The 24,625-nt window shown below is 59.6% G+C and carries 42 protein-coding genes; 18 read left to right on the plus strand and 24 right to left on the minus strand.

What is annotated here, in order from left to right:
- Positions 1 to 31: 31 nt before the first annotated feature.
- The 22 genes from M1D68_RS15925 to M1D68_RS16030 all read right to left on the minus strand — a co-directional run bounded on the left by M1D68_RS15925 (position 32) and on the right by M1D68_RS16030 (position 14,267).
- Complete coding sequence (locus tag M1D68_RS15925) at positions 32 to 355, minus strand: hypothetical protein (RefSeq protein ID WP_457967630.1); 324 nt, start codon at positions 353 to 355, stop codon at positions 32 to 34.
- Between the two features lie 68 nt (positions 356 to 423).
- The gene (locus M1D68_RS15930; RefSeq protein ID WP_457967632.1) at positions 424 to 1,452 is read right to left on the minus strand and encodes a DUF2184 domain-containing protein; all 1,029 of its coding nucleotides are present in this window, start codon (positions 1,450 to 1,452) and stop codon (positions 424 to 426) included.
- A 5-nt stretch (positions 1,453 to 1,457) separates the two neighbouring features.
- Positions 1,458 to 1,952 carry a structural cement protein Gp24 gene (locus tag M1D68_RS15935; RefSeq protein ID WP_457967634.1) on the minus strand — a complete coding sequence of 165 codons (495 nt, stop codon included), beginning with the start codon at positions 1,950 to 1,952 and terminating at the stop codon, positions 1,458 to 1,460.
- A 2-nt stretch (positions 1,953 to 1,954) separates the two neighbouring features.
- Positions 1,955 to 3,127, minus strand: a complete 1,173-nt coding sequence (locus tag M1D68_RS15940; protein ID WP_457967636.1) for a DUF2213 domain-containing protein — start codon at positions 3,125 to 3,127, stop codon at positions 1,955 to 1,957.
- Positions 3,128 to 3,152: 25 nt separating this feature from the next.
- The gene (locus M1D68_RS15945; RefSeq protein ID WP_457967638.1) at positions 3,153 to 3,968 is read right to left on the minus strand and encodes a phage head morphogenesis protein; all 816 of its coding nucleotides are present in this window, start codon (positions 3,966 to 3,968) and stop codon (positions 3,153 to 3,155) included.
- Between the two features lie 2 nt (positions 3,969 to 3,970).
- Positions 3,971 to 5,329 carry a DUF1073 domain-containing protein gene (locus tag M1D68_RS15950; RefSeq protein WP_457967640.1) on the minus strand — a complete coding sequence of 453 codons (1,359 nt, stop codon included), beginning with the start codon at positions 5,327 to 5,329 and terminating at the stop codon, positions 3,971 to 3,973.
- Between the two features lie 34 nt (positions 5,330 to 5,363).
- On the minus strand, positions 5,364 to 6,602 hold the full coding sequence (locus tag M1D68_RS15955) for a PBSX family phage terminase large subunit (RefSeq protein ID WP_457967642.1): 1,239 nt from the start codon (positions 6,600 to 6,602) through the stop codon (positions 5,364 to 5,366).
- A gap of 91 nt (positions 6,603 to 6,693) precedes the next feature.
- Positions 6,694 to 7,254: a terminase small subunit gene (locus M1D68_RS15960; RefSeq protein WP_457967644.1), complete on the minus strand. Its 561-nt coding sequence runs from the start codon at positions 7,252 to 7,254 to the stop codon at positions 6,694 to 6,696.
- Between the two features lie 55 nt (positions 7,255 to 7,309).
- Positions 7,310 to 7,630, minus strand: coding sequence for a hypothetical protein (locus M1D68_RS15965; RefSeq protein WP_457967646.1), 321 nt, complete (start codon positions 7,628 to 7,630; stop codon positions 7,310 to 7,312).
- Positions 7,627 to 7,956 carry an MFS transporter gene (locus M1D68_RS15970; protein ID WP_445572098.1) on the minus strand — a complete coding sequence of 110 codons (330 nt, stop codon included), beginning with the start codon at positions 7,954 to 7,956 and terminating at the stop codon, positions 7,627 to 7,629. Before M1D68_RS15970 ends, M1D68_RS15965 begins: the two co-directional genes overlap by 4 nt.
- A gap of 495 nt (positions 7,957 to 8,451) precedes the next feature.
- Entirely contained in the window at positions 8,452 to 9,033 is a 582-nt protein-coding gene (locus M1D68_RS15975; RefSeq protein WP_457967648.1) for a hypothetical protein, read from the minus strand.
- On the minus strand, positions 9,030 to 9,623 hold the full coding sequence (locus M1D68_RS15980; RefSeq protein ID WP_457967650.1) for a recombination protein NinG: 594 nt from the start codon (positions 9,621 to 9,623) through the stop codon (positions 9,030 to 9,032). Before M1D68_RS15980 ends, M1D68_RS15975 begins: the two co-directional genes overlap by 4 nt.
- Positions 9,620 to 10,090: a hypothetical protein gene (locus tag M1D68_RS15985; protein WP_457967652.1), complete on the minus strand. Its 471-nt coding sequence runs from the start codon at positions 10,088 to 10,090 to the stop codon at positions 9,620 to 9,622. The genes M1D68_RS15980 and M1D68_RS15985 overlap by 4 nt, the downstream gene beginning before the upstream one ends.
- Positions 10,083 to 10,277 carry a hypothetical protein gene (locus tag M1D68_RS15990; protein WP_457967654.1) on the minus strand — a complete coding sequence of 65 codons (195 nt, stop codon included), beginning with the start codon at positions 10,275 to 10,277 and terminating at the stop codon, positions 10,083 to 10,085. Before M1D68_RS15990 ends, M1D68_RS15985 begins: the two co-directional genes overlap by 8 nt.
- Entirely contained in the window at positions 10,274 to 10,729 is a 456-nt protein-coding gene (locus M1D68_RS15995; RefSeq protein ID WP_457967656.1) for a hypothetical protein, read from the minus strand. Before M1D68_RS15995 ends, M1D68_RS15990 begins: the two co-directional genes overlap by 4 nt.
- Positions 10,726 to 10,980 carry a hypothetical protein gene (locus tag M1D68_RS16000; protein ID WP_457967658.1) on the minus strand — a complete coding sequence of 85 codons (255 nt, stop codon included), beginning with the start codon at positions 10,978 to 10,980 and terminating at the stop codon, positions 10,726 to 10,728. Before M1D68_RS16000 ends, M1D68_RS15995 begins: the two co-directional genes overlap by 4 nt.
- A complete protein-coding gene (locus M1D68_RS16005) occupies positions 10,977 to 11,165 on the minus strand; it encodes a DUF1382 family protein (RefSeq protein ID WP_457967660.1) in 189 nt (62 codons plus the stop codon). The genes M1D68_RS16000 and M1D68_RS16005 overlap by 4 nt, the downstream gene beginning before the upstream one ends.
- Positions 11,162 to 11,947, minus strand: coding sequence for a replication protein P (locus M1D68_RS16010; protein ID WP_457967662.1), 786 nt, complete (start codon positions 11,945 to 11,947; stop codon positions 11,162 to 11,164). Before M1D68_RS16010 ends, M1D68_RS16005 begins: the two co-directional genes overlap by 4 nt.
- Positions 11,944 to 12,726, minus strand: coding sequence for a DnaT-like ssDNA-binding domain-containing protein (locus M1D68_RS16015; protein ID WP_457967664.1), 783 nt, complete (start codon positions 12,724 to 12,726; stop codon positions 11,944 to 11,946). The genes M1D68_RS16010 and M1D68_RS16015 overlap by 4 nt, the downstream gene beginning before the upstream one ends.
- Positions 12,726 to 13,526, minus strand: a complete 801-nt coding sequence (locus M1D68_RS16020; RefSeq protein ID WP_457967666.1) for a Rha family transcriptional regulator — start codon at positions 13,524 to 13,526, stop codon at positions 12,726 to 12,728. The genes M1D68_RS16015 and M1D68_RS16020 overlap by 1 nt, the downstream gene beginning before the upstream one ends.
- A gap of 315 nt (positions 13,527 to 13,841) precedes the next feature.
- Positions 13,842 to 14,042 carry a hypothetical protein gene (locus tag M1D68_RS16025; RefSeq protein ID WP_039012569.1) on the minus strand — a complete coding sequence of 67 codons (201 nt, stop codon included), beginning with the start codon at positions 14,040 to 14,042 and terminating at the stop codon, positions 13,842 to 13,844.
- A gap of 30 nt (positions 14,043 to 14,072) precedes the next feature.
- Complete coding sequence (locus M1D68_RS16030; protein ID WP_039012880.1) at positions 14,073 to 14,267, minus strand: Cro/CI family transcriptional regulator; 195 nt, start codon at positions 14,265 to 14,267, stop codon at positions 14,073 to 14,075.
- Positions 14,268 to 14,371: 104 nt separating this feature from the next.
- Between M1D68_RS16030 and M1D68_RS16035 the strand changes: the two genes are divergently transcribed.
- A complete protein-coding gene (locus M1D68_RS16035; RefSeq protein WP_457967669.1) occupies positions 14,372 to 15,253 on the plus strand; it encodes a LexA family transcriptional regulator in 882 nt (293 codons plus the stop codon).
- 4 nt (positions 15,254 to 15,257) lie between these two features.
- The gene (locus tag M1D68_RS16040; protein ID WP_457970801.1) at positions 15,258 to 15,428 is read left to right on the plus strand and encodes a hypothetical protein; all 171 of its coding nucleotides are present in this window, start codon (positions 15,258 to 15,260) and stop codon (positions 15,426 to 15,428) included.
- Between the two features lie 37 nt (positions 15,429 to 15,465).
- Here the strand turns inward: M1D68_RS16040 and M1D68_RS16045 are convergent, their stop codons facing one another.
- Positions 15,466 to 16,065: a hypothetical protein gene (locus M1D68_RS16045; protein ID WP_457967671.1), complete on the minus strand. Its 600-nt coding sequence runs from the start codon at positions 16,063 to 16,065 to the stop codon at positions 15,466 to 15,468.
- A gap of 104 nt (positions 16,066 to 16,169) precedes the next feature.
- Between M1D68_RS16045 and M1D68_RS16050 the strand changes: the two genes are divergently transcribed.
- Complete coding sequence (locus tag M1D68_RS16050; RefSeq protein WP_457967673.1) at positions 16,170 to 16,670, plus strand: hypothetical protein; 501 nt, start codon at positions 16,170 to 16,172, stop codon at positions 16,668 to 16,670.
- 50 nt (positions 16,671 to 16,720) lie between these two features.
- Here the strand turns inward: M1D68_RS16050 and M1D68_RS16055 are convergent, their stop codons facing one another.
- Entirely contained in the window at positions 16,721 to 17,029 is a 309-nt protein-coding gene (locus tag M1D68_RS16055; RefSeq protein ID WP_457967675.1) for a DUF1654 domain-containing protein, read from the minus strand.
- 459 nt (positions 17,030 to 17,488) lie between these two features.
- Here M1D68_RS16055 and M1D68_RS16060 point away from each other — a divergent pair, with 459 nt between their 5' ends.
- The 15 genes from M1D68_RS16060 (at position 17,489) to M1D68_RS16130 (ending at position 24,621) form a co-directional block, all read left to right on the plus strand.
- Entirely contained in the window at positions 17,489 to 17,692 is a 204-nt protein-coding gene (locus tag M1D68_RS16060) for a hypothetical protein (RefSeq protein ID WP_457970753.1), read from the plus strand.
- Between the two features lie 115 nt (positions 17,693 to 17,807).
- Positions 17,808 to 18,062, plus strand: coding sequence for a hypothetical protein (locus tag M1D68_RS16065; RefSeq protein ID WP_457967677.1), 255 nt, complete (start codon positions 17,808 to 17,810; stop codon positions 18,060 to 18,062).
- Between the two features lie 361 nt (positions 18,063 to 18,423).
- Positions 18,424 to 18,792, plus strand: coding sequence for a hypothetical protein (locus M1D68_RS16070; protein ID WP_457967679.1), 369 nt, complete (start codon positions 18,424 to 18,426; stop codon positions 18,790 to 18,792).
- 21 nt (positions 18,793 to 18,813) lie between these two features.
- Positions 18,814 to 19,074, plus strand: a complete 261-nt coding sequence (locus tag M1D68_RS16075) for a hypothetical protein (protein ID WP_457967681.1) — start codon at positions 18,814 to 18,816, stop codon at positions 19,072 to 19,074.
- The gene (locus tag M1D68_RS16080) at positions 19,071 to 19,499 is read left to right on the plus strand and encodes a hypothetical protein (protein ID WP_457967683.1); all 429 of its coding nucleotides are present in this window, start codon (positions 19,071 to 19,073) and stop codon (positions 19,497 to 19,499) included. The genes M1D68_RS16075 and M1D68_RS16080 overlap by 4 nt, the downstream gene beginning before the upstream one ends.
- A gap of 44 nt (positions 19,500 to 19,543) precedes the next feature.
- Complete coding sequence (locus M1D68_RS16085; protein ID WP_457967685.1) at positions 19,544 to 19,711, plus strand: hypothetical protein; 168 nt, start codon at positions 19,544 to 19,546, stop codon at positions 19,709 to 19,711.
- Positions 19,708 to 19,908 (plus strand): hypothetical protein, encoded by a 201-nt coding sequence (locus M1D68_RS16090; RefSeq protein ID WP_457967687.1) that lies wholly within the window; start codon positions 19,708 to 19,710, stop codon positions 19,906 to 19,908. The genes M1D68_RS16085 and M1D68_RS16090 overlap by 4 nt, the downstream gene beginning before the upstream one ends.
- A 272-nt stretch (positions 19,909 to 20,180) precedes the next feature.
- Positions 20,181 to 20,438, plus strand: coding sequence for a DUF551 domain-containing protein (locus M1D68_RS16095; protein WP_445572119.1), 258 nt, complete (start codon positions 20,181 to 20,183; stop codon positions 20,436 to 20,438).
- Positions 20,439 to 20,480: 42 nt separating this feature from the next.
- Positions 20,481 to 21,209 (plus strand): hypothetical protein, encoded by a 729-nt coding sequence (locus M1D68_RS16100; protein WP_457967699.1) that lies wholly within the window; start codon positions 20,481 to 20,483, stop codon positions 21,207 to 21,209.
- Positions 21,206 to 21,769 (plus strand): siphovirus Gp157 family protein, encoded by a 564-nt coding sequence (locus M1D68_RS16105; protein ID WP_457967701.1) that lies wholly within the window; start codon positions 21,206 to 21,208, stop codon positions 21,767 to 21,769. The genes M1D68_RS16100 and M1D68_RS16105 overlap by 4 nt, the downstream gene beginning before the upstream one ends.
- Positions 21,770 to 21,776: 7 nt before the next feature.
- The gene (locus M1D68_RS16110) at positions 21,777 to 22,490 is read left to right on the plus strand and encodes a hypothetical protein (RefSeq protein ID WP_457967703.1); all 714 of its coding nucleotides are present in this window, start codon (positions 21,777 to 21,779) and stop codon (positions 22,488 to 22,490) included.
- A complete protein-coding gene (locus tag M1D68_RS16115; RefSeq protein ID WP_457967705.1) occupies positions 22,487 to 22,951 on the plus strand; it encodes a hypothetical protein in 465 nt (154 codons plus the stop codon). The genes M1D68_RS16110 and M1D68_RS16115 overlap by 4 nt, the downstream gene beginning before the upstream one ends.
- Positions 22,952 to 23,026: 75 nt before the next feature.
- On the plus strand, positions 23,027 to 23,395 hold the full coding sequence (locus M1D68_RS16120; RefSeq protein WP_457967706.1) for a hypothetical protein: 369 nt from the start codon (positions 23,027 to 23,029) through the stop codon (positions 23,393 to 23,395).
- Positions 23,367 to 23,888 carry an HNH endonuclease gene (locus tag M1D68_RS16125; RefSeq protein ID WP_457967708.1) on the plus strand — a complete coding sequence of 174 codons (522 nt, stop codon included), beginning with the start codon at positions 23,367 to 23,369 and terminating at the stop codon, positions 23,886 to 23,888. Before M1D68_RS16120 ends, M1D68_RS16125 begins: the two co-directional genes overlap by 29 nt.
- Before the next feature lie 100 nt (positions 23,889 to 23,988).
- Positions 23,989 to 24,621, plus strand: a complete 633-nt coding sequence (locus tag M1D68_RS16130; RefSeq protein WP_457967710.1) for a hypothetical protein — start codon at positions 23,989 to 23,991, stop codon at positions 24,619 to 24,621.
- Positions 24,622 to 24,625: the final 4 nt, after the last annotated feature.

The raw sequence follows: 24,625 nt of genomic DNA on the forward strand, positions 1-24,625 counted from the left end.
CTTGAATGAGTGGGCGCCACGCGCCCGGGTGTTACTCGGCCTTGGCGGCCTTTGCGATTTCTTCAAGCAGTCGCGCTTTGCCCCAGGTCTTGTTGACCTTCACGCCGGCGCGGCCGGCCTGCTCGCGCAAAGCCTCGATGTCGTCGCCTCCGTCGTCTTCAGCATCCAGCTCGTCATCGCCAACGCGGCGCAGGTCGCCGTTTTGCAGCAGGGCTTTGACGAAATCGATCTTCGCCACGGCGTCAGGCACTTCCACCGCTGGGTTTTCGCCTGGCAGGATCTTGTAGGAGGCTTTCTCGCCATCAACCAGGTGGTGGATGGTGATCAGTCGTGCTGCTTCGTTCTTCAGGAACATGTCGAATCCTCGCCCGGAGTCATTGGCCGCCGCCCCGGGCATAGCGGAGGCGGCCATGGATCAGGTGGTTAGAACTGGTCGCGGTACGCGCCCGAGAACGGGTAGCGGAATTCAACGCCGCTGATCTTGTACTCGCACGGCACCTTGACCGACAGGTTGTGCATCTGCGGGGCCAGGGAGCGCCACGGGATCGGAACCTGCATTGCCAGGTTTTCGTCGTTCAGCTCGTAGGCCATCATCCGGTCCTTGTTGCCATTGGATACGCCTGCGGCGGCGAGCTGGGCAGCAGACAGCTGAAGCCGCTGAAACACGCGCAGCGGCTGGCCGGTCAGACCGGTGTAGACGTTGTTTTCCTTCAGATACTGCAGAACGGTGGTGTTCGGCAGCTCTTTCGACATCGGCATGCTGTTGATCTTCCTCCAGCGAGCCGAGTCCAGCACCAGCACGTTCGGCACGTGCACGGTAGCCGAGTTGGTCCAGATGTCGCCCAGGAAGTCATCGACATCCTCGACGATCTGCATGCCGGTGGTGGCAGCGTCAAACCAGTTCAGAGTCGAGTTCGACAGGGCCAGGTTCGGGTTGTTGAACGCGCCGGTCATGCCGCGGGCTTCATCGCCGAAGTACGCAATGCGTTGGGTGTGCTCCTGGGCACCACGGAAGGCTGCGCGCGCCTTGGTGGTGTCCAGAGGGATGCGCAGCTGCTGGGACTTGCGCAGCTCGTCCAGGCTGTAGTCGTACATGTTGCCCGCGTAGCCGATGGGCACGGACGACTTGTTGGCCGACAGCGCCACGTTCGGCAGGTCGTCGGCACTGGAGCCGATGAATTTACCGATGGTGACGGCGTCATAGCTGATGTAATCCCAGCTATCAGCCCACTCCGGCAGATCGGTTTGTACCGGGATCAGTTCGTCATAGTTGATCGCGGCATACTTGGCTTCGTATACGCGCGACTCCAGGCTGGCCAACTGGCTGATGTAGAACGCCAGGCCGTCATCGACGGTCGGCAGACCATCATTGAACGCCACTTGCTCAACATCGCGACCGATCTGGTACGCAATCGCTGCGTCGATGGCCACGACAATTTTCTTAAGCTTCATATCGATCAGCCCCCGATCTTCAGAGAAATTTTCGCCAGGACACCGGCACCGGCGGTGCTGACCCACTTGGCGTTCGGAATCAGCACGGCCAAGGTTGCGGCAGCGCCAACCTCATTGGAGAACTGGCCCTGGTTGGTGCCGGTACCATCGCCGACGACCAGATAGACCGGGTCATCCTTGGTAACAGCCACGCGAGCGTGGACCCAGATAGGTGCTACGGTCTCGACCGACATGTCGCGCTTGGCTACGGCTCCGAACACTTCGTTCGTGGCGTAAGCGCGGTTCAGCTCACGCTTGACGACGCCGATGAACTGATCAGCGGTCGATGCGGCATCCGGCAACTTGGCGCCGTCGTCACCATCGCTCACCACGCCGAGTCCGAAACGGATGTTGGAGGTGCCCTTGTTGACTTTGGAAACGGCGTTCGACAGCTCGCCGTCGGCGACCATGCCCGCGTATGCGACGCCGTGGTTGATTGCGTTACCACCGAGAACTGGCATGGTTAAGCTCCTTTCTGGGTTTGTTTGTGAGCGTTGCCCAGCTTCTGCTTGTGCAGCTGGTATGGAGTCGGCTGGGCGTCGGTGGTCGCGGTGGTGGTCGCGGTGGTGGTCGCGCCATCCTTCGCCAACTGGGTCAGCTGGGCCAGGAGAGTCGCGGCGTCGCTGGAAGGCTTCATCTTCGGTTTGCCTTCTTCGTCCCTGTCGTCTTCGTCGTCGTCCTTCTCAGACTCAGCATCGAAGGCGGCCTCAACGTAGCCGGCGGACTTGTCCGACCAGTCACGCTTCGGCAGGGCCACGGCCAGGGCGGCGCGCTTGATCTCGATAACGTCCAGGCTGTCGCAGGTGAAGCCGTCGCCGGCGACCTTGCGGGCCAGTGCATGAGTGCTGGAAATCGCGGTGACGCGAGCCTGGATAGCCTCGTCGCTCGAAGCTTTCACGGCCTCGGCCAGCTTTTCAGTGGCAGAGTCAGCGGCAGCCTGGGCCTTATCAGCCTTGGTTTCCGCATCAGTGGCACGCTTCAACAGTCGGTCGAACGAGTCGGCGACCACTTGGGCGTTCGCAGGATCAGCAACATCAACGCTGCGCCCGCTATCGGTGGTGATAAGTACAGGCATTGTGTTGCCTCCTGGGTTGTGGTCAAAAACGCGGGCATTGGCGCCCGCCCTTGCTCTGTCAACGATTGCAACGTGGTTGATTCGGATTTCACGCTGGATGAAGTCGTACGCCTGGCCGTCTTCGGTGACGCCCGGCGTTTCGTCATAGATCGCGGTGTACCCGGCAGATATTTCGCACTTGCCGGCATTGATGTCGGTGATGGTCTTCTGGTCTTTCACAATCAGGTCGGCAGCGACAAACTCACCGTCTGGTCGTCCAGGCCCGCGCACAACGCCGACGGCGACGCCTTTGTAGGTCAGAGCCGTGACCAGCTCTTTCGGGTGGTCGTTGGTGATGTCGCTGGCGTCGTAGGTGCTCAGCGACTCCGGCGCGAAAACCTCTTCTGGCGGCCGATACACACGAACGATTCGATTGGGGTCGCCATCGAGGCCAAGCTCGCGCGCCAGGTACTCCTGAATCCCGGTGCGGGCTACCCGGCCCGGGACCTTAAGGAAGCCCTCGTCGGTGTACTCTCGCTGGGTGATGCGATACCCAGCCCGGTCGAAAACCGTGCACTTCATGTTGCGGCCTCGCGGAGTGGATGAATCAGTTGAAAACGCCAGGCGCTGTCTTGCCTGCGTCTTGGTTGGCCTTGACCTCGCGGGCGCTCACTGGGCGCGCGATGCATCGGCACTGGTAGTCAGAGCCGGGTTTGATCGGCTTGCCGTCAGAACTCAGCGGCAAGTTGTCCCAGCGGTAGATCCCTTTGCCGTAGGCGGTGACCTTGTTGGCGATCTCCGAATGGCGGTGCCGGACGCGGCTGTCGTCGGAGTCGATCCACTGGAAGTACTCGAAGCCGGCGTTCTTCTGCTGCTTCTCGGCAAGCTCGCCTTGAATCTTCGATGTCTGGTCGCGGGCGATCATCTTGGCGCGGCGCCGGGTGACGCCGAACTGCTCCTGCAACGCCTTCTCGATGAAGCCGGGCCGCATGCCGGAGCGCATGTTCGCCATCACCAGCGTCTGCACCTCTTCCAGGTACTTGGTCGGAATGGACTTGATGAGCTGGGCGTTCTGCTGAGCTGATGCCTTGAGGTAGTCCTGCATGACGCTGGAGCCGCTGAACACGTCGATACCGGCTGACTTGCCCAAGTCTCGTTCGGACTTCTTGAGCGACGACTGGACGAAATCGGCAGCTAACCGATTAGCACCAGAGCCGACCCGCTCCGACTGCCACTTCTGCATCAGGCGGGACATGGCGCTCAGGATCAGGTCCGACCAAGCGTCAGCGGTTGCTACGGCGTCCTGCGTGTACTCCGGCGCAAGCTGGCGAATCAGCGGCATCACCTCCTTGGCAATGTCCGCTTTGACCTGCTTCACAAGCCGCTGCAGCTTGGCGTTGTACTGGATGCCGATCATGTCCATGGTCATTCAACCTTGTCGTCGTCATCCACCGGATCGTTGAACATGGTCAGGTCCTCATCAGCCTCCAGCGCTTCGATCTTCTCGTCGTCGAACTGGTAGAGCTCCTCGGCCTGCAACCGGCGCATGATCTGGCTTGGCAGCACGATCCCGGCGTCCTTGTACAGGATGTCGGTCTCGGCTTTAGCCTTGTTCGCGGTAGCGATCTCGACCAGGTCAGGCTGTTGGAATGGGTTCCAGACGTAGTTGAAGTCATCGAGCCAGCGGCCGGTCGCCGAGCGCACCAGCACTTCGTCGAGCTGGCGCAGGCCCGGGTCGATCTGCGTCAACCGCTTCGAGGACAGCGAGTTGAAGTAGTTGTCCATGTCCCCCTCGCCAGTGGCGTTGAGGCCTTTGGCGGAGGTGCCGAACAGGCGGGTGAGCGGGATGTCCGCCGCACCGCTGATCCAGGTCATGAGCAGGTCGAGCACCGGAGCAACCCCGGATAGGTCCAAGGTCTTGCGGTCGTAGGTCTCTTCACCATCCAGCAGCGCCAGATTGATAGAGGACTTCATCATGCTGAACAGGGCGTAACGCGCCGTGATGGCGTCGTCCTGATCGCTTGCCAGCTCATCCGAGAGGCCTTCGCGCTTGATGATGTCGACGTTCGCTTCCTGCATCAGCTCGGCAATGCCGTCCTTGCTGGCGACGATGTCCATCACGTCATCCATGCACTTGCGCAGCTCTGAGTCGCCCCAGCCCTGTGTCTGTGCGCGCTGGCGGCGTGGCAACTTGGCACCGGCGAACCGGGCGAAGTGCGTCCAGTGGATCTGTTGAGCGCCGGCGGCGATGGTGTAGAACTCCGGCTGCAAGTAGTTCGCAGCCAGGATGTTGGTTTGGTTCAGGTCCATCGCCGTCATGTCGAAGCGGTCGATGACCAGCAGGCGGTAAAGGTCGCCCTTCTTGATCTTCTCCGGCTTGAGCGGCTTGGTCAGGTCCTGATTGGTCAGCATGAGGATGCCAGCGCCACCGTACAGGCGCGCCCAGCTTGTTGCCTCGCTGACCATGGCCGGCAGGTTCAACCGGTCTTCCTCGGCCCGGATCACGTCCGCGTCATCGCACTTGAGGGTGCGCCACTCGCGGGTCATGTCCTCGGCGGGGTAGTCCACGATCGCCCGGGCAAGCCAACTGGTCTGATATGCCGCGTCGAGCTGCTGGAAATCGTTGAGGAACCCGTACTGGAACTGGTTGTGTGAGCGCTTGGCCTTTTCAGTACCCAGCCCCGACACGACGTTCACCAGGCCGTCGGCGGTGTTCTTCGTGCCGGTGTTGTACTCAACCAGGGCCCGAGTGAGGGCCTTGCCCAGCTTTTTGTTGGCTGGCACTAAGCCCTTCTTGCTCATGGAGTCACCGATTTGTTTAGAGGAGGTCGCGAATAGGTCTTCCGTTTGCCACCAGGTGCGGACATGCACCCATCACGAACGCATCAGCCAAGTTTGGGGACGCGACACTGCGCCGAGCCAGCTCGTCCTTGGTCTCGACCATATCCAGGCCGCGCTTGCTGTAGCGCTTGCGTGGCGTGGACAGTTCGAGCTTGAGTTGCTCGATCTTCCGCAGGTCACCGGAAATACTGATCAGATCGGACGCCTTGAACTTGTGCCCCTTGGTGACCGCGTTGAACGTGTTGCGCATGCGGTCGGCCACATCCTGCCAGGCCTGAGCCTTCAGGTTCTCGAACTTGTCCTTGTTCTTGATCTTCGGCGCGTATTCCTTTTCGGGATTGACGATGGCGCCGGCGGCGTTGAACTTGAAGTACCCGCCATGGATGCGTGCAGCCTTCAGGGTCGAGCCAACGTGCGCACCGTTACCGATGCTGTCGTAGATCAGCCTGCCACCCTTGACGTGAGACCAGGCACGCATGGCTGATTCGTTCAGCTCATCCTCGCCAGCCTTCCAGTCATCCATGTCGTAGCAGATGGCCCCATCAAACAGGGCGCATGCATTGCTATCGTCGCCACTGTCCGCCACGTCGTACCCAACAGCCTTGGCGCCGGACAAGCTCATGCCCAGCTTCAGGTGCGCGTTAACGCAAGCTTCGATCCAGGAGAACTTGATGACAGCCGCATCATCGTTGGTGCGTGGCTGGCCGAGGTAGATGTGGTTATACGACTCCTCATCCGCCTCTTTCAGCCGCTCGGCCTTGGCGCGCGCGGTGTCGGATAGGAACGGGTTGTCGGCGTAGTTGATGTGCTTGATGACGCAATCGTCACCCAGCAGCCTTGGCAGCTTCGCCTGAACGAAGTCCGTCATCAGGTCCGGGTTCCACAGGATCCAGATTTCGGAACCTTGCTTCCGGATGGTCGGGTCGATGACTGACCACTGGTCCTCGGTCAGGCCTTCGCCCTCCTCAATCCAGCAGATATCGACGCCTTCAGTACCCTTGATGTCGTTCAGGTTCCGGGCGATGCCGTAGAACAGGAACTCCGAGCCGGTCTTGCGGTGTTTGATCGACGAAACGCCGATATCAAACTCGTCCGTCCAGCCGGCCTGCTCAATCTTTTCCTTGATGACCGTGTATACCGAGTCGGCGATACGGTTCTGGAACTGGCGAATGCAAAGAAACTTCACCGTGTAGTTGCGAGCCAGGAAGGCAGCCATGCCGCCCGCGTCTTGGGTCTTTGATGAGAACCGCCCACCCTTCAGAAGCTTGTACGGCTTCCTGATCCGCCAAAACTCACGAAGGTTCGGGTTAAGCTGGTACATCGCCAGTGTAGAAGTCGTCGAGCGACTTCCCTTTGGGGCTCATGCTGCCGTCGCTGCTGGTGTGGTCGTGCTTCTGTGCCGACTCCCAGCCCTGCATGCGGGCGAGCTGCTGAATCGCGCTCAGGCGGTCGTACATTTCGATCTTCGGCCCGAACTTGGTCATAGTCACGGACTTGATGGTCGCCGCCGCCACTTCCGGGATCTCGACACTGTCCTTCATGCGCCAGATGGTTTCGCTGACCGGACCCTCAGGGCCATCGATCTCGCGCTGATCGAACTCAAGGATGTCCGTTATGGATGTCTCGGCAATCAAGCTGAGGCGTTCCAGGGCGCGCTGACGGGTCATCACTGAGTCAGTGACAGCCGATTGGTTGAGTTCTGCAAGCCTTGCCGCAATCTTGCCGTTATCTAACACATCCTTGGCCTTGCGGTTGATCGTGGCCGGCTTCATATCGTTTGCTGTGTATGCCTGCCTGTAAGCCTCACTGGCGTTACCCGTCTTCAGGTAGGCCAAGCAGAAGGCCTCCTGCTTTGGGGTCAATGCCATTTGGCTATCTCCAGTGTCGCGACACATTTTGTTGATGCGCGAAACGTGTCGCGCCCTACCTCTTCTTCTCGCAGCCCATGCAGTGCTCGCAGTTCAAGTGCCGACAGATCCAGGCCTTGACCCGTTGCCAGTAGGTGACCATGAACAGATGACGGATGCCGGCCAGCGCCAGGGCGATGTGAAGGGTCAGCCCAGCAGTGGTCGGGCCGAATAGGAAGCTGTTGTGCCCAGTGGCGACCACGTAGGCGCTGATGGCGATCGTCGAATAGATCAGCTTCCCAAGGATGCCGTCCTTCACTTTCCCGCTCACCACGCACCAGGACGCCCACAAGGCAATCATGCCGCAGGCGATGGAGTTGATCAGTTCAAGATTCATGGTGGATTGCCTCCCCCGAACCGCTGGCGGATGAACGCCCAGAGGTCAGCGGCTTTGATGGCCCGGGTGATGGCGGCGATAAGCGATCCGCCGAAGGTCCCCAGGAGGAAGCCCACACCGGCAACACTGCGCGGCTCGACCACTCCGAAATAGGAACTGATCAGGCCTGTCAGGTAATGGGCGCAGACAGCACCCGAGAAAATGAAGATGGCCCAGGCCTTTCGGTCTACCAGGTCGTCTCGGTGCCAGAAGCTGGCGGCGATCGCACCAATCAATCCAGCAAATGCCCAGTCGAGCTTTTCGAACAGGCGATGAAGTAATTCCATGCGCTCGACTCCGACTGTGCATGTATGGAAGAAAAAAGGCCGGTGTGATCGGCCAAGCGCTGGGGAGCAGCGGCGAAGTTGAATCAGCTCCAGCAGCACTCCCAGCTCGGAGCTATGGGTGTGGGGAGCCGAAAACGAAAAAGCCCCTGCAAGTGCAGAGGCCCTGAATAGGTGCGCAGTCTTTCCCGCTGTCTGCCGAAGGCCTTCGCAGCGTCGACGCCCTATTGCATCGATCTCGCCGCTCAAGTCTCGCGCCACCCGGAAAGCATGTGAGGTCAAGGTGCGCGGGCTGCCGGTGTTATTTCCGTACGCCGTACTGTCCGGCTAATCGGCGTCCAGGTTATCCGTGAGGCCGCCCTGGCAGCGGTAAATCGCGAACAATAAAAAACCCGGCACAATGGCCGGGTTTCTTTAGTGATTTGAGTAAGTTGCCATAGGCAAAACTCTAACAGTGGCGTTACGGTATCACCAGCCGCACGGGAACGCAATAGGCCCTCAAGCGGCCTCGCGCATTTCGTAAATTACCGCCGCAATCGGACTCAACGCTCTCCGGTCCAGATCCTCGCAGCACTCGAAGATCAACTGCAGCACGCCGCCCCAATCCCGCTCCCAGTTGCACGACTCCAGGCGCACTTCGTAGACCTGCCACATCCAGGCCCGGAACTTCTCGGCGTTGGCGAGCGGGTCCTCATTGGCAGACTGGCCGCCCTGGTGCATGTGGCGGTACCGGCGTAGCACCCCCTTCACCACGTACTCCAGCTTCTCGCGCTTGGCCGCGGTCATCCGTGGTGACCGGCTTTGCACCAGCAGAAACACCACCTCTTCCGCTGCTTCCCGGATGTCGTCGCACTGGGCGGCGGCGTACATGTAATCCCCGAACACGCGGATCTGCGGGTGAAGCCGGGCGATTGCGGACTGGATGTGACCGGCCAGGGCGCCATGGACGGCATGGTTGGCCGTTGGCCCGCGCTCCGTGTTCTGCACCACCACGCCGAGCTGGACGACATCGGAGGCCTGACCCGGGGCCGGGTTGTAATTGCAGTCATGCCAAGCCTGGCGCGCTGAGTTGATTTTCATGCTGCGTGGCCCCTCTTCAGTTCGCGGGTCTTGGCCCGGTATTCGGCGGTCATCGCCTTCAGCTGTTCGATGGTGTACTTCTTGGCCTCATGAGGCCCTTCAAGCCACTCGACTGCCTCGGCGCCGATGCGCTTCACCAGCTCAATGCGGTAGTTCACGATGTCGCCGGACTTGTGGTTGTTGCACGGGGCACATTGGCGCCATACGTTGAGCGGTTCGAACCTGAGTTCTGGGTTGCCGCCGACGGTCCGGTAGTGCCCGGCGTGCCATTGGCCGTTGTGATGCCTTCCGCAGCTCACACACGGCAGCCCGACGTCCCTCTCGCGGATCCAGGCGTTGAAAGCGGTCTGGGCGTCCTTCAGATGCTGGGCGCGCGACTTGATCTTCTCCTTGCGTACCTTGATCTCTCGGCGCTCGACCTGGGCCAGGGACTTGCGGGCCTTCTCCTGGTTCGCCTGGTTGGTGGCAGCATCGGCAATTGCGCAGGTTGGGCTGCATACGGCCTGGCCCAGGCGCTGCGGGACGAATGCGGCCCTGCATTCGGCGACTCGGCATCTTTTGGCGCGCGGCTGCTTTGCAGTGAGGCTCATGCCGCCACCTCGCTCAGCAGATCGGAGAACACCACGCCCTGGCCGGTGAAGTACGCAGCCATGCGGTCTGTGTATTGGATGCCCTGGGCGCGATTGAACAGGCTGGTCACCGGGAATCCGTCCGGGCCGAACAGCTTGTGCTCGCCCATCAAGGCCAGCTTCTCCTCGTAAGGGAGGTGGCGCATGACCCGGTACCACGCCGCCTGGAACCCTGAATCCTCGTTGAGCAGGATCTGCACACCGAAGTGCAGCTTGCAGTAGCGGCGGGCGTCGGCCGGATCGCCGATTGGCGTCATTTCGGAGATCCGCTTGTACATCGCGAACCACAGCGCGTTCTGGTCGAGCGTGCGGTCCTTGCCCGGGCGCAGGGAGACCACCACGAACTTCTTGTCGCGGAACATAGCACTGAGCCGGGTGATGGCCTCGGAGAGCTTGGCCTGGCAGTTGACGGAGATTTTGTCAGTCATGGCGAGCCCTCCCCTCAGCCAGGAAATCACGGAGGTCTTTCTCAATGCCCAAGTGATCCAGGTAGGTGGCGGCGAGCACGGCCGGAACCGCGGCGAACATAAAGTTATCGACCACCAGCATCACAAGACCAATGAGGATCAGGCTGACCGCGGCGAGAATCACACTGAGAATGCTGAATACGTTCATGACTGCTCTCCCTGGCCCATGGCGGCGCGGGCGGCGTCGACATTGAGCGATTCACCAGGTCGCACGTCGTCCCAATGGGCAAGCAATGGCCGCAACGCATTGCGCAACGCCTCCACCTCAGCCTTCAGCTCAGCATTCACCTGCTCGTAGGCTTGGTAGCCGGTTTTTAGGCCGGCGACTTCGGCCTTGAGCTGAGTCTCCATGTCGTGTGCGAGCCTGAGCATTTCGCTTTGTCGATCGCACTGGCCGCGCCACATATCGCGGTTGTTGGTGAGTTGCTGGTTCTCGGCGATCAGGGCCAGGAAGACCTTGGGGCCTACCTCTTCCTCAAACTTAATTTCTGCCGCATGCCATGCGTCGTAATCTTCGTTGCTACAGTCCTCACGGATTTGCAGCTCGCGCTTTGCAACAAGATCCTCGGCAAGACGCTTCGGTTCGTCGTACTGGCTCATGGCTTTCTCCCCGCGCAGTCGTTACACCCTGGGCGGCATATCCACTCTGGCTGTGGATCACCTTCGAAACGCTCGACGCGCTCAACGGTGTCGCCGCGCTTGATGTATGCAGCTACGCACTTGGCGGTGTCCTTCTCCTGGCCTTTGTCATCCCAGCAGGATGCAGAGACCTTTCCGCACGCCCGGCGGGCCAGATACATGAAGCCCAGCGACTTGCGTTCAGCAGTCTTCACCTCTACGAATTCGCTCATACCCGCTTCTCCTGCGCTTTATCGACGTACATCAACCGCTCCAACCGCTGAGCTGCCTGGCCGGCAAGGTTCATGGCGTCCGCCTCGTCAATGACTGGGATGCACACGAAGTGGATGCCGTGCTTGACCAGGGTGTTGGCTACCTCAAGGGCTTGGCGTAGCTGTACTGGGGATGCTCGTTTCATGTCCGTTGCTCCCGCGATTTCCTTCCAAATTTCGCCATCAACTGAGCCCGCGCTGCTGCGCCGCTGCATGGGATGGCCTGGACTTCCAGCAGGCGCGCCTGGCGGTGGCTGGCGTATTCCTCGGCGCGCTCCAGCTCGGTCTTCTGGCTGTCGTGGCCGATGCCAACGGCGATGTCTTCCAGCGGCTTCCCTTGCATCAGCATGCGGATGGTGATGTCGTAGGCCCTGTCGAACACCTTGCTGGCCTTCTCGGGGATCAGGTCGCCCAGGTTGTGCATCTCGCATTGCAGCGCGGCGTGACGCACGGCTGGGTGCGACCAGGTGCGATTCCCGAACCGACTCGGGTGGGCGTTTACCAGCGCCTCGCGGAACGCCTTGTCGTGCGGCGGAATCCCGAGCATCTCCGGTGTCGGCTGACAGAGCTTGATGAACTTGCCAACGCTCGGCGCGAAGTCCGTGCCCAGCGAGCGGCAGCGCTCGATGCCGAAGCGGATCTGCTCCAGGGTATTGATCTCGGCGACGATGAACGCCTTGATCCAGCTGCGCTTGGCAGTGCTCAACGCGGCATCGGTCGGCCATGCCTGCTTCCAGGCCGGGAAGATGGCCTGCAGCTCCTTGAACAAGGCATTGACGACGTCCACCGTGCCCGGCGGCAGAGTCTTTGGCATGACTGGCAGCGCTGGAGGCTTGTACCCTGCCATTGCGCTGGGAAGGTCCTCGGTCGCGCCTGCGGCCTTCATGAGCTGCGCAGCGCTTCGCGGCGGCTTTGGCTTGTTGCTCATAGCGCGTCCTCGAGATTGTCAGCCCAGGTCTGATCGTCGAAGTCGGGGCCATTGGCCTGTCGACGCCCAGGGAACGGGTGGACGTTGTTGGCCGTGGCCGTGTCGCGCTTCACCCACTTGACCAGCAGGCTGACCCAGGACGCTTGCGTCTCGATGCGGCCGGATGCCGAGTAGTGGCAGACGAAGGCGGCGGTGGCGTCGGCGGTGAATGCGGCCACCGGGATTGCCATTCGGAACGCGTATGCCTTCAGCAGCTTCTCGTCGGGCACCCAGTCAAGGGTCATCTCGGTTGGCGCTTTTGGGTCGGCGGGATTTTCCTGCTCCTCGCGTAGAGTGTTGTGTTGATCTTCTCCTATTCCCTTCCCTTCCCTTACGGGGTCGATTGGTCGGCGACTGGTCGACGACTCCTCGGCGAATTGTCGACGACCGCTCTCCGACTGTTCGTCGAATTCAGAAGGAGGGGCCGGGTATTTGAAGTTCTTTTTCTCGATCTTCTGGTGCTTCCAGCCACGGACATGCAGGTAGTTTTTGCCATCGATCCAGTAGCTTAGGGTTAGGTTGGCGCCTTCTAACTCACCCAGCAGGCCACTGACCTCCTCGACGGTGATGTCGTCGCCAGGGAAGACCAGAGCCTTGATGGTCCTGGCCGACAGCGGGTGGTTTCCGCCGTCGTCGCAGAAGTTCCAGATACCTATGAACAACAGCCGAGCCAGCGGGCGGCAGGACATGACCTGCTCGCTCGACCAGAACTCGGGTTTGACGGTGCGTATGCGAGCCATCACGCGGCCCCCTTGAATGCTTTGTCGTGAGTGAACAGGCCGTCCCAGGTCTTCTTCATGGGCAACTCGCCGGCCAGGTACAGGTCGTACAGCCGGGCGGCACCCTTCTTCAGCAGAACGGGCGTGTAGGAGATGAAGGCGTCCTTACCGTGCGGGGTGACTTCGTGCTGGTGCTCGGTCATGTACTTGTCGCGGGCATAGGAAGCCACGCGCAGGCGCAGGCCGGTCTTGCTCTCGTTGTAGAGCCAGTTCCGGGTCTCCAGGTACTTGCCAACCTGCATGACGTTGACCCCATTCAGACCCTTGCAGAACTGGGTATGGGTCATGCCTTCCTTGAACAGGTTTTCCATGGAGTGGATTTTCACGGCCTGCTGATGATTCTCGACGCGCAGTACTGCTGTCTGTTCGATCTGGTCGGCGTAAAGCCTCAGCGCTTCGGCGTAGGACGGCATGGCAACAGGTTGGACGGCCTGCGCCTCCAGTTCATGCCAGCGGCGAATCACAGTCATCCGCATAGCGGCGCTGTAGCCGGTAAGCAGGCAATCGGTATGTTCGCGGTCAAGCAGGTATTCGGTCTGCTCGCGGTTCAGTGGGTCGAGATAGATGCATCCAAAGTTGGATGCATCCTCGCCAAGATCTTTCAGCATGGTGAGAACGTCGCGCTTCACATGGAAGTGAGCCTTCCCGGTCAGCTCGGCTATCTCTCGCGATGACATGGTTTTTCGCGACACGTTTTCAGATCCGGCTAAACGTGTCGCGACATTGGCCGGGGTATTGATCGTTTGGTTGGATTGGTGCATGATTTGCTCCACAACGCGTTTTAAGAGAGCCGGGTCACTACCCCGGCTTTTTTTCGTCCTGAATTTGGCAGAGGCCCTCTGGATTACCCCGAAGAGTCCCTGCCCGAGGCCCTCATTGGGGTCACCAGCTGAAGGACAGGCGCCTTCTTCCGTCCAACTTCGGAAAGCGCGCCACAGGCAATGGCGGTTTCCGTCATTTCGTTGATCGCACGGCTGAAGCTCCAGCCGTTCACGCGCATCAGTTCCTCCACTCGCTGTCGAGTCCGCGGAGGCAGCCTTTCAAGCTCTACGGTCATTTGGCCCTCCAAAGGGGCTTCAGCCCGCGATATCTTCTTGTTTGTCCTGCATCAGTTCCTCGATCACGCCGTTGGCTACGGCCCACTCGATGATTTCGTACAGGTAGGTCGCGTGCTGCATGCGGGTCTTGGTTGCGGCTTTACGCAGAATCCGATCAAGCACCGGTTCGAATCGAACCTTCACCGGAATGGCGCGCTTTTGATTGGGGTCCATGTACATGCTGGGTTTTCTCCTAGTGGATGAATGGGTTTAAGCGGCGGATTTCTGAGACGGAAACGGACGCTGCTCCTGGGCCTGAAAGCTGCCGTCGGGCAATTCCAGGACGCGGATGTCCCGTTTCGCGATTAGCGCTTTGTGAATTGCCGGGGCAGTGACACGAAGAAGCCTTGCGGCTTCGGACTGCCCTTTTTCAGCAACAAACTTGTCGAGGGGGGTCTCGTTCATGATCAAGCCTCGGTTGTAGATGAGGCTGATATTAACCATCTGTTAATTTTTAATCAATACCGATGGTTTCTTCTTATTTTTAACCGTTGGTATACATTCGCGCGATGACGAAGAAACGAATCCTGCCCCCTGACCGCCTGGCCGAGTGCGAAGCCGCGCACGCCCTGTTCCTCTCGAAGAAGAACGAGCTGAAGCTAAGTCAGAAGAAAATCGCCGATGCGGCCGGCATGACGCCTGCTGCGGTGAACCTTTATTTCAAGGGGATCAACCCGCTGAACGCCCAGTTCGCGGCAGTTCTGGCTCGCATGATTCAAGAGCCAGTGGAAGCGTTCAGTCCGCGCCTGGCGAAAGAGATTCGAAATATGACCAGCGCTCCGGTTGCAAAGTCGGACGTCGCCACCGACTCGATCGGCGGGACGGCTGCCGATGCTGTTCGGGAAATGCTGAGTCGGAGCGGGAAAAATATTTCCGAGGACGCGCGCAGGCGGTTGCTTGCTGTGGCTCAGGCTGAAGATGGCGGTGGGGTAATCGAGCTGGACTTCTACAGCCCAGGCGCTGTCGGTGATGAGGTATGGATCGCCCACTACGACGTCCGTGCCGCCATGGGCGGAGGACAGATTCCGCACGACTATCCCGAGATGCTCCAGGACGTCCGGGTTAGCCCGCAGCATCTACGCGAGATGGGTGTCGAGTTCAAAGAGCACTTTCACCTCAAGATGGTGACGGGGTGGGGCCAGTCCATGGCGCCAACCATCAAGCACCGTGACCCGCTGCTCGTCGACATCAGCATTCGGGAGTTCGTTGGGGATGGAATTTACATGTTCACCTGGGACGACCACCTGTACATCAAGCGGCTCCAGTGGGTCGGTGATGATCAGCTCAGCATGATCTCGGACAACGGTCTTCACCCGCCCCGGACGATCCGTGCGGACGAAACCTACATCCAGGCGCGGGTGCTGCTGGTATGGAATGCCAACCTGGTATAGAGCCATGACCCTCACCAAACCCAATCAAGACCTGCGTCGCGACCTCGAGGGCATCGCCTCCGACCTCAAGTGGTCAGCCGTCGAGCTGATGCGAATCGCTGAGCGATTGAGCCTGGCCGGCAACGAGGCTGACGGCCAGGCCATACGAGATAAAATACTCGACCGCGTATCCTGATCAAAGCTCGGCCCAGCGCCGGGCTTCTCGCTTCTGGTCAACCGAGAGGGATATAGCTGTCAACGGAAAAGCTGCCCATCACTCGATAAATATTCCAGCATGCCCATCCATAGAGCCCATAGGAAATAGCCACCAGAGTCAGCGACGTATAACGCAATGCATTGCCTGCACGATCTTCCCAGCAGTTATGCGGTTTACCCATCCCGTCGTGATAGAGCCCCTGAGAAAGATACGTGGACCCGCTGGCGATAACAGCCAAGACCACGCCGCAAGCCAACACAAACACTGTCAAGCCCAACAGTTCAAGGCCAGCTGTATTGAGAGCCTTCCACGCTGAACTGGCGAACGCCAATAACGCCGCCGCAGCGCCTCCCCCGACAAGAATGCTCGATTTCAGTGCGGCCTGACCTGAATCTATAACCGTCCTGAACATTGCCTGTCGATCTTGGAACGCATGCTCAGTGGCCTGTCTCTGGAATTCGTTGTTTGCCTCGGTCAGCGGAGATAGCTTTTCAACGTGCGCGCGTAAAGCAGCCATGTACATCTCCAGGCTTTCGATGGATACCTCTTTAAGGTCTCTGCTTTTTGCGTCTTTGACTTGCTCGGCGAGCGCGTCAATTACCTCGTTAGCTTCCATTTCTCACACTCTGGATAAAAAGCCATTCTACCCTTCCCCACCCAGCCAATGGTGGCTGTACACTGCGAATGGTAAAGTGCTCGCTCAATTACGGGAGGGACACCATGCTCTTGAAAACCAGCACTCTGCTTGCTGCATTGACGATTGCCTTGACCGGATGCGTAGCACCACAGCAAAAGTCGCCAGCCGCCGCCCCCGCTAAAGCGCCGCACGCTTTCAAACCTATCAAGTTTGAGCATGACATCAAGGCGCCTGAGGCAACCAATTTTGCGCGGCAGCTAGATATCCCAATCTTCCAGTGCGAGCTCGAAGCCGTAACCGGAAGCTACGCTGTCAGGTATGGAAACCGCCAGGGCATCGCAGAATACAGTCAGTCACTGCTCGACTGTAATAAGCATGCGAGGGCTGAGAGCGATGCGGCCGTTGCCAGACTGAGATCTGCAAAAGTTCCGGCTAAGCAGGCCGAACTCGCCAAGGAGCTATACGCCAAATGGTCGGCCTATCTTACGACCATGAGCCCGTACAGTCCGCCCGACGTCCGAGCCAAGTCAGAGTATCGGTCGGCTAAGGAAGCGCTAGCGACGGAAGTCAAATTCTCCCAGTGATTATCTAGCAGGCTCCGAAGCCCGCCGCTGAGCGGGCTTTTTGCTGCTTGTCAGAAAGGCGCTACCTCATCTTCCTCCTCGATAACTTCAACTGCACGCTCCTCATCGGCGCACGCCTCCCACCTCAGGGTCACCGTTTCATCGTCGTTGAACGTCATGTCTATGCCGTCCGTTTCGGATAACACGCCCATTACCTCCTCCCATTCCCGGTCTCCGTCCGTGTCCAGGCGATGAATCGTCACCCGACGCTGTAGCTGCGCGATTGGGCTATTGATCATCTCTGAAACCCTTAGGCCGAGCCGCCCGATACCGGTTTTCTCGTACCGTCCCTGCCCTTCCTGTTTTTTTTGTGTCCTCATAATCACCCACCTGTTAACTGTACATCCATCCAGTATTAAGCGAAGCATATCGCACGCCTTCGAAAAATAAATTAACCATCGGTATTGACGTAAAAATATACCGATGGTTAACTACATCCATCGAGACGCCACAGCGACTCGCCAGGGCCTCAACAGACCCGCCGCTCTTTAACAACCAGCGCCATGAACGACTACCCGGCCAGTCCGGTTAGGTCACTCCCGGCTCCATCGGTGGGAGGTCAGTAAACCGATGAACAAAACCGCACTTGCCTCTACCGGCGACCGGCGATCCGACAGGCCCGAAAGCCTGCCAACGCGCAGCCCACTGCGACGGCGGACGAGGTGTTGACCGAACTGAGTGAATGACCTGGTAAGCGGGTGCGGAGAAACACGGAATTTTTCACTGATGCACCTGGGCGATCGGGTGCATTGGGAAAACAACCGGAGGATGCCGAAGTGATGAAGTTGAGCGGATGCGAGATCGAAGAGCGTGACCTTATCCGGAGCGCCATTCGAAACCTCAAGGGCCCCAGCAAATACCGAACCAAGCATGGGCAATATCGCTGGGCGCTTGTGCGTGATGCGTTCGGTGTTGGTTCTGGCGTTGCCGCCGCGCTTTGCCGTGAGTTCGGATTTGATCCCGAGGAAATGATCCGCTCATGAGGTTCCGAGCAACAAACAGATGGCCCCCTGCTGTTTCAGGTCGGCCATCTGGCTTTACAAATGCCTCTCACACCCCCGGGAGGTATTTGAAAGCCAACAACCTGGAGGGCGCGACATGCCCAAGTACATGCTCGACTACATCCGGCTCTGCCGGGAGTGCAGCCTTGATCTGCGCACCATCGGCAACATGCGCAGCATCGTGATCCCAGCCCTGCAGCGTGAAGCGACAGCGATTCGCGGTGCGGTGAGCGAGTTCGCCGGGGCCTTCCCTGAGCTTGAGCAAGACGCCGAGCTTCTGGAGTCAGCCATACGTGCCGGTATCCAGCGCTGCGCCCCACAGCCAACACAGCAAGAGCTTTTCGCAGCATGAAGCATCACCTCTGCCCATTCACTGAGTGGGCAGACGGATGCGGACGAAACTGCGGCCTATAACCGCCCACCTGCATCACCGCAACAAACGGCAGGGGCCCGAATCCTTACCCTACCTGCCGGGGATAAATTGGATTCTGCCCGCACATGCGGACCCACTTCGCTCCCACAAAGCCCACCACAATGAAAACGTTCTAAACCGGGTGTTACAGGACGGAATCAGCTCAAAAACGGCGATTCCCCCACCACCTCGCTCCCACAGCCCGACCAATCCCGCATGCACATGACACCGCGCCCCACGGCAACCAGCGGAAGGATCGTGTGCAGCCGGAATTTGTTGGATCAACCAGATGGAGAGAGTCATGGAATCAAAGCACACGCCGGGGCCATGGTTCGTCCAGGACGATCATGGCAGGCGCTATATCGAGACTTACGGCAATGACGACACCATTGCGGAGATCCATCGGCGCAGGAACAAAGGCAGCGTCTACAGCTGCGCAGAGGCTGGCGCCAATGCGAGCCTGATTATCGCTGCTCCGGATCTGCTTGCCGCGCTTAAGTATGTTACTGAAAACGAGGAGCAGCGCGTTTTCGAGGCCTGGTTGCAACGCACGACGCCGAGCGGCGATTGCGATTCAGTCCATTCGCAGTGGCTTGAAAGCAGTGACTACGAGGACTTCTGTTCGGCGTGGGAAAAGCAGATCTCCGCCATCGCCAAAGCCACCGCCTAACCCCAAACACTGGAGGTCGCCATGACCGTCACGACTGAACAGGCTGAAGTGTTCCGTGGCGGTGGCCGCCGGTGGTTCAGCCTCCGGGCCGCATGCCGCGCCGAAGCCGCCGCCCTACTCCGCAAGCATTGTGATTGCGACTACTGCGACCACGAAGGCTGGGGCCGCGAGCATTTGCCCTGCCGCCTGCACCACCCCGACCGCTACCCCCGAATCATCAAGCGCCTCACCGACGGCTATGTGCGCCGCTACCGAGCGCTTAACCAGAGGACAAAGCCATGAACGCCGCACTGAAGATTTGTCAGGCCATGCACGACGCGCAGTTGCCTCCGATGGTGAGCGAGAGCCCTCGGGAGGTTGCTCGGGCTGAGTGGCTGTGCAACGCGGTCGAGCAGCTTGTCCGGTTCGGCGGTGACGTTTCGTTCCAGCGCCGGATGCGCAAGCCGCAGGGCGTGACCCAGGTGCAGCTCGCGCTGGCTATCGATGAGTTCGCAAACGGCAGACTTGCCGACGGCGAAGTTGGCACGCCGGCGCTCGGGTTCCTGCTCATGGCGGTCGAGCGCGGCCAGGTCGACAAGACGGCTGCCGCCGAGCTCAAGGGCCCCAGCGAACACCCCTTCGGCAAGCTCGGCGAAATCGCACAGGCCCTACTTGAGCCCTTGGCCGATGACGCACTGATCGCCCAGGCAGAGGACGACGAACTGTGAAAAATCCACTCGCAACATCCCGCCTGGATCTGGAGATCGCAAAAATGGCCCGGTCCTGTACGCCAATCCCTGACCGCACCTACCTGATGGGGATGATCGAAATGGCCGAGTTCGCCGAGTTGATCCCGCGCCATGAAGCAAACACATACCGCGACAAGCTGGACTTGAAGTTCTGCGAGCGCAACGACCACCTCAAGAGGGTTTCGGCATGACCACTCCAATATATAAGTCCCTGGTTGACGAACAGGTCGACGACCTGGATGGAATTTTGAAGCGCCCGCGTGAAACCCTCGTCTGCCAACTGGAGTGCCCGGTAAAGGGCGATTGGCGCCCAACTTGTCGCGATAACGCAGCCTTCATGGAAGGCGATTGGGCTGTCGATCCTCGCGGCAGGCTGGTGGAGCAATGAAAGCCCTCGCCTGGATCTTCGCCTCCGCCCTACTCATCACCATGCTGGCCTACACCGTAGTACAGGAGCGCTCCAAGGCTTGCTCGGTCACTCAGATATCGCAGGTGCTGCGGTGACAGCCCGTCAGCGCGCCAGGCGCTTCCTGATCTGACGCGGGTCGTTCTCGGCCATCACCTTCTGGACTTTCATGATGCTGCTAAGCGCCCTCGCCGATCGCATCACCTCCTGACTCACACCTTCAAGCGCTGCGCGCGTCGCGGCAAGGATTCCCCGTGGACAACTGGATCAAAGTTAGCGACAGGCTGCCCGAGCTGAAAGATGACTCCGTACTGGCCTACGCCGACGGAACCTCGCCGCACGCTGAACGCCATGCATGGCCGAAAGGCGGCATAGATATGGTTCACATCCAAGACTACTTCGGTGATGTGACCTGTGGCCTGGACGAGGCAGGAACCCAGCTCTACACGAAAATGTACCTGAGCCGGGGCGTGACGCACTGGCAGCCACTCCCAGCCCCTCCAGCCGAATAACCCTTCCACAGCGCCCCTCTCCGGTGGCGCGGAGAAATAGTCATGTCCGATAAAAACATGAAGATCTGGGAGAAGGTCGAAAAGACCGATACCCGATACACCAAAGACGCCAAGGTCGGCGGCCAGCAAATCACCAGCCTGAACGGCACGGCCATGATCATGAAGGCCACCGAGGTTTTCGGTCCTGTTGGCATCGGTTTCGGCTGGAAAGTGACAGAGGAGCGATTCGACAAGGGCGCCGAGATGTTCGTCGGCGAAGGCGACAAGCGCGCCAGCCTGGGCTTCGAGCTGAACCACACGGTGAAAATCCTGTTCTGGTTCAAGATCGACGGCGAACGCGGCGAGCTGGAGCAGTACGGCTGCACGCCCTACCTCTACAAATCGAAGTTCGGCACCACCACGGACGGCGAGGCGCCGAAAAAGTCCCTCACCGACGCAATCAAAAAGTCCCTTTCGATGCTCGGTTTCAGCGCTGACGTGTTCCTGGGCATGTTCGACGATCGCGATTACGTCCAGCAGCGCCAGGAAGAGGAAGCGATCGAGCAGGCGGTCGACAAGGACGCCGAAATCGCCAAGCAGCAGCAGGATCGCCTCGACTACATCAAGTCAGTCATCGACACCATGCAAGGCGCTCAGACCCCGCACGAATTGAAGAAGATCCACGACGTAGCCGTCCGCCAGCTCACGCTGCGCAAGGACGAGAAAGGCGCCGCCCGGATTTCCCTTGAGTGGAAAAAACTCTCTGAGCCGAAACAGGAGACAGCAGCATGACCCAACTCTACGCACTCACCGGCAAGCTGGCCGAGCTTCAAGGCATGGCTGACACCGACGACGAGGGCCTGAAAGAGGCCCTGCAATACGCCATGGATGAGATTCAGGGCGAATTCGAGGTGAAGGCCGACAACATCGTCATGCTGCGCCGGAACATCGAAAGCGACGTGACGGCTATCGACAACGAGATCGAGCGCCTGGCCGAGCTCAAGCGCGTGAAGACCAACAGCGTGGCGCAGATCAGCGATTACCTGCGCCGGAATATGGAGGCCGCCGGCCTCAAGTCCATCAAGCGCCCGCTGTTCACCATCACCCTGGCTCAGGGCAAGGAGAAGGTCATTGTCGACAACGAGGATGCAGTGCCGGACGAGCTGACCGCTGTGAAAACCAGTATCGCGCCAGACAAGAATGCGATCGCCGCCAAGCTCAAAGAGATCCGCGATCACAACGAGGCAGTTCGCAAGCGCATGGCCGCCGGCGAAGACGCCGAGCATGAGCTACTGCCCGAACCCACCTGGGCCCACCTTGAGCGCGGTGATAGCGCGATTCGCATTAAGTGAGGGCGTCATGATCAGCCTTGAACTGAGCAGCATCCAACAGAAAGACAATGACCGCGCCTGGCTGGCCCAGGCCATGGACGGATATCTGGCCCAGGGCCGGGTCATCGACGTGATCCCCACAAGCCGGAGCCTGTTCAATCCCGGCCCGTTCAACAGCGAGGTGATTGCGCCGTCGGCGGCCAGCGAGAAATCCCCAGCCCAGCGAAACTTCGCGATCCGCGCAGCCCGGGAGGCCAAGAAGAAGGCTTACGAGGCCGGGATTGCCAAGAAGCTTGCCGGCTGCTACGAAAAAGGCGTGGTGGCGGCAGCCAAGGAACTGCACATCACTACACGGCGGGCCAACATGATCGCGGAAGCCTACGGCATCACGTTTGCCAGTCGCGGGTCGGCGGCATCGCTTAAGGCGGAGCTGGTTCTTGTCCCTGAGATTCGAAGGATGATGCTTGAGGGCCTAACCCAGGACCAAATGAGCGCCAAGTTGGGTATCAGCCGGATGACGCTGAGGCGCATTGCCCGGCAGAACGGCTTGAGGTTCCGCTGCGCGTCTGCCCGGGCAAAGGACCTCGCCCTCGTCGAGCGCATCAAGGCCATCCGGGATATCGGCTGCACCCGGGCGGCCTGCGCCAGGAAGCTGGAGATCAACGCAAAGGTTCTGCTGCGACTGATCGCCGAGTACAAAATTGACTTTCCCGTCCAAAGGGAAGCGCGGGAGGCAGCATGAGCAAGGTCCGCAAGCCCAACAACATCAAGGCCAGGGTTGAGCGCTCCTGCCGCTCTCTGGTGCGCACCAACCACGTCGCCGTGGTCAACATCGACCCCAGCGGCCGGCAGGGAATGATCAACTACAAGTCGCTCAAGAACATCGCGCCCGGGAAAATCGGCCAGGCCGTGTGCGAGATCCCTCACCGCTGGACGATTTACCTCAGCGCCTTGTGCGACGACCACGCCGGCAAGCGTTACCTTAAGTCCGTCGAGGTAGCGCCTGACGGCATGTATCTCTCCGACCACCTGGAGGAAGTCATCGAGCACTGCTACCGCGAGATCCGAGACAGCGCCAACCCGATGCACCTGGTGGCGTCAGGATGGATTGCGATTCCGGACGTAGTGTCGCTCGAAGAGGCACAGGCCTACCGGATATTCGAAGCGGTCGGCGCCTGGCACCAGGTGAAGGTCGCAGCGTGAGACGTTTCCGCACCCAACAACGCAAACGACAGACCTGGTTGGCACTGCCGACCAGTGGAATAACGGAGGTCTGCCATGGCTGCAGCTCAGAAAGACCGGTCAGCAAAGACCGCGGCGAAGCGAAAGAGCCGCGGCGAAGAGGAGTTGCGGATGCACACGCTGGCCGGCACCCGCCAAGCACTTGCCGATCTGATGGACTGGCACGGTATTGAGGAACAGGGCGAGGCCATGACGCTGATGATTCACCATCTGCATGGCCTGGGCCCGGCTGGATCTGCGCAGTTCCTTTCGGCTCCGCGACACGAAACCTGCTTGAGCAAGTATGTGTTGAAAGATTTTCGGCTGCAAAGCCTGCTGATGATTCGCAAAGACGGCGGCGACGAAATAATCGACCCAGAACAGCTGGAGCATCGCAATGAGCGGAAAATTTCGAGAATCTGTTGATCTTGTGACTCAGAATAGCTTGAAGGAGCGAATGGAATATGACCCTGAAACCGGCATATTCAAGTGGCTGATTCCGCCGCTTCGCTCATCTGCGGGGGATGTCGCCGGTAGACCGAACACCAATGGATATCTTGAGGCCTGGCTGTTCGGTAAGCGCTATTTACTCCACCGCCTTGCATTTCTGTACATGGATGGCGACCACCCAGCCTCTGAAATAGACCATATAGACGGCTGCCGCACAAATAACGCGTGGTCAAATCTAAGAAGGGTTTCTAACGCTGAAAATTCCAGAAATCTGAAGATATTTTCCAACAATAAAAGCGGTGCTTCTGGCGTTCATTACGACAGGAGTACTGGCGAGTGGGTTGCATCTATCCGATCCGGCGGAAAGCTAATCCGCATCGGCAGCTACGGACTGAAGTTCTTTGCTAAGCAGGCAAGGCTGGCGGCTGAGAAGAAGTACGGCTACCACGAAAATCACGGAAAAAGATAAATCACCAACCGCGAATCCCTTCGCATCTGCCACGACGAATAACCCCTACCCCACGCTGCGCATCCGGTCACGGAGGGCGGCGCCTGACTGGAGATAATCCATGGACGATCAGTTCTACCTTCAAGACAGCCGCAGTCACGCGTACGTGGGCGATGGCCTGTCGTTCTGGGGATTCGGCGGCTCCGGATACGTCACCGACCTGGATAAGGCTCAGGTCTTCACCAAGGACGGCGCCTGCGATCACCGCGACACCGACATCCCGTGGCCTAAGGCCTATGTCGATGCCAGGGCGCGCGTCGGTGTTGACTGCCAGCATGTGACGTTGAGCGAAGCCCTGGACCAGTTCCCGGGCGCGCCTGAGTTCTACATCCAAAAGCCGCAGTGCTGGAACGGTAACAACCTCATCTGGTTGAAGCCTGACGGACAGTTCTCCAGCGACCTTCGCAAGGCTGCTGTTGTGCCGGCCAGCGAAACAATTCAGATGATCGGCCGACTCGGCCAGTCAGGCGCCGTCGTGTGGCCCAAGCCATACATCGACAAGTTCGCGCGCCGCCTGGTCGAGCGCGACGACGTCAACATCAAGGAGGCTCTGCGCGGCACCGGTATCAAGCTGGTCAAGCCTAAGCTGCCACGCATGATGATGTTCAACTGCGACGGTTGTGGTCGCTTCATAAGTGACGCGCAGCGCTACCGGGAAGACTGCCAGAACTGCGGAACAAGCAACATGCCCTGATCCG

The organism is Pseudomonas sp. R4-84 (assembly GCF_054130985.1).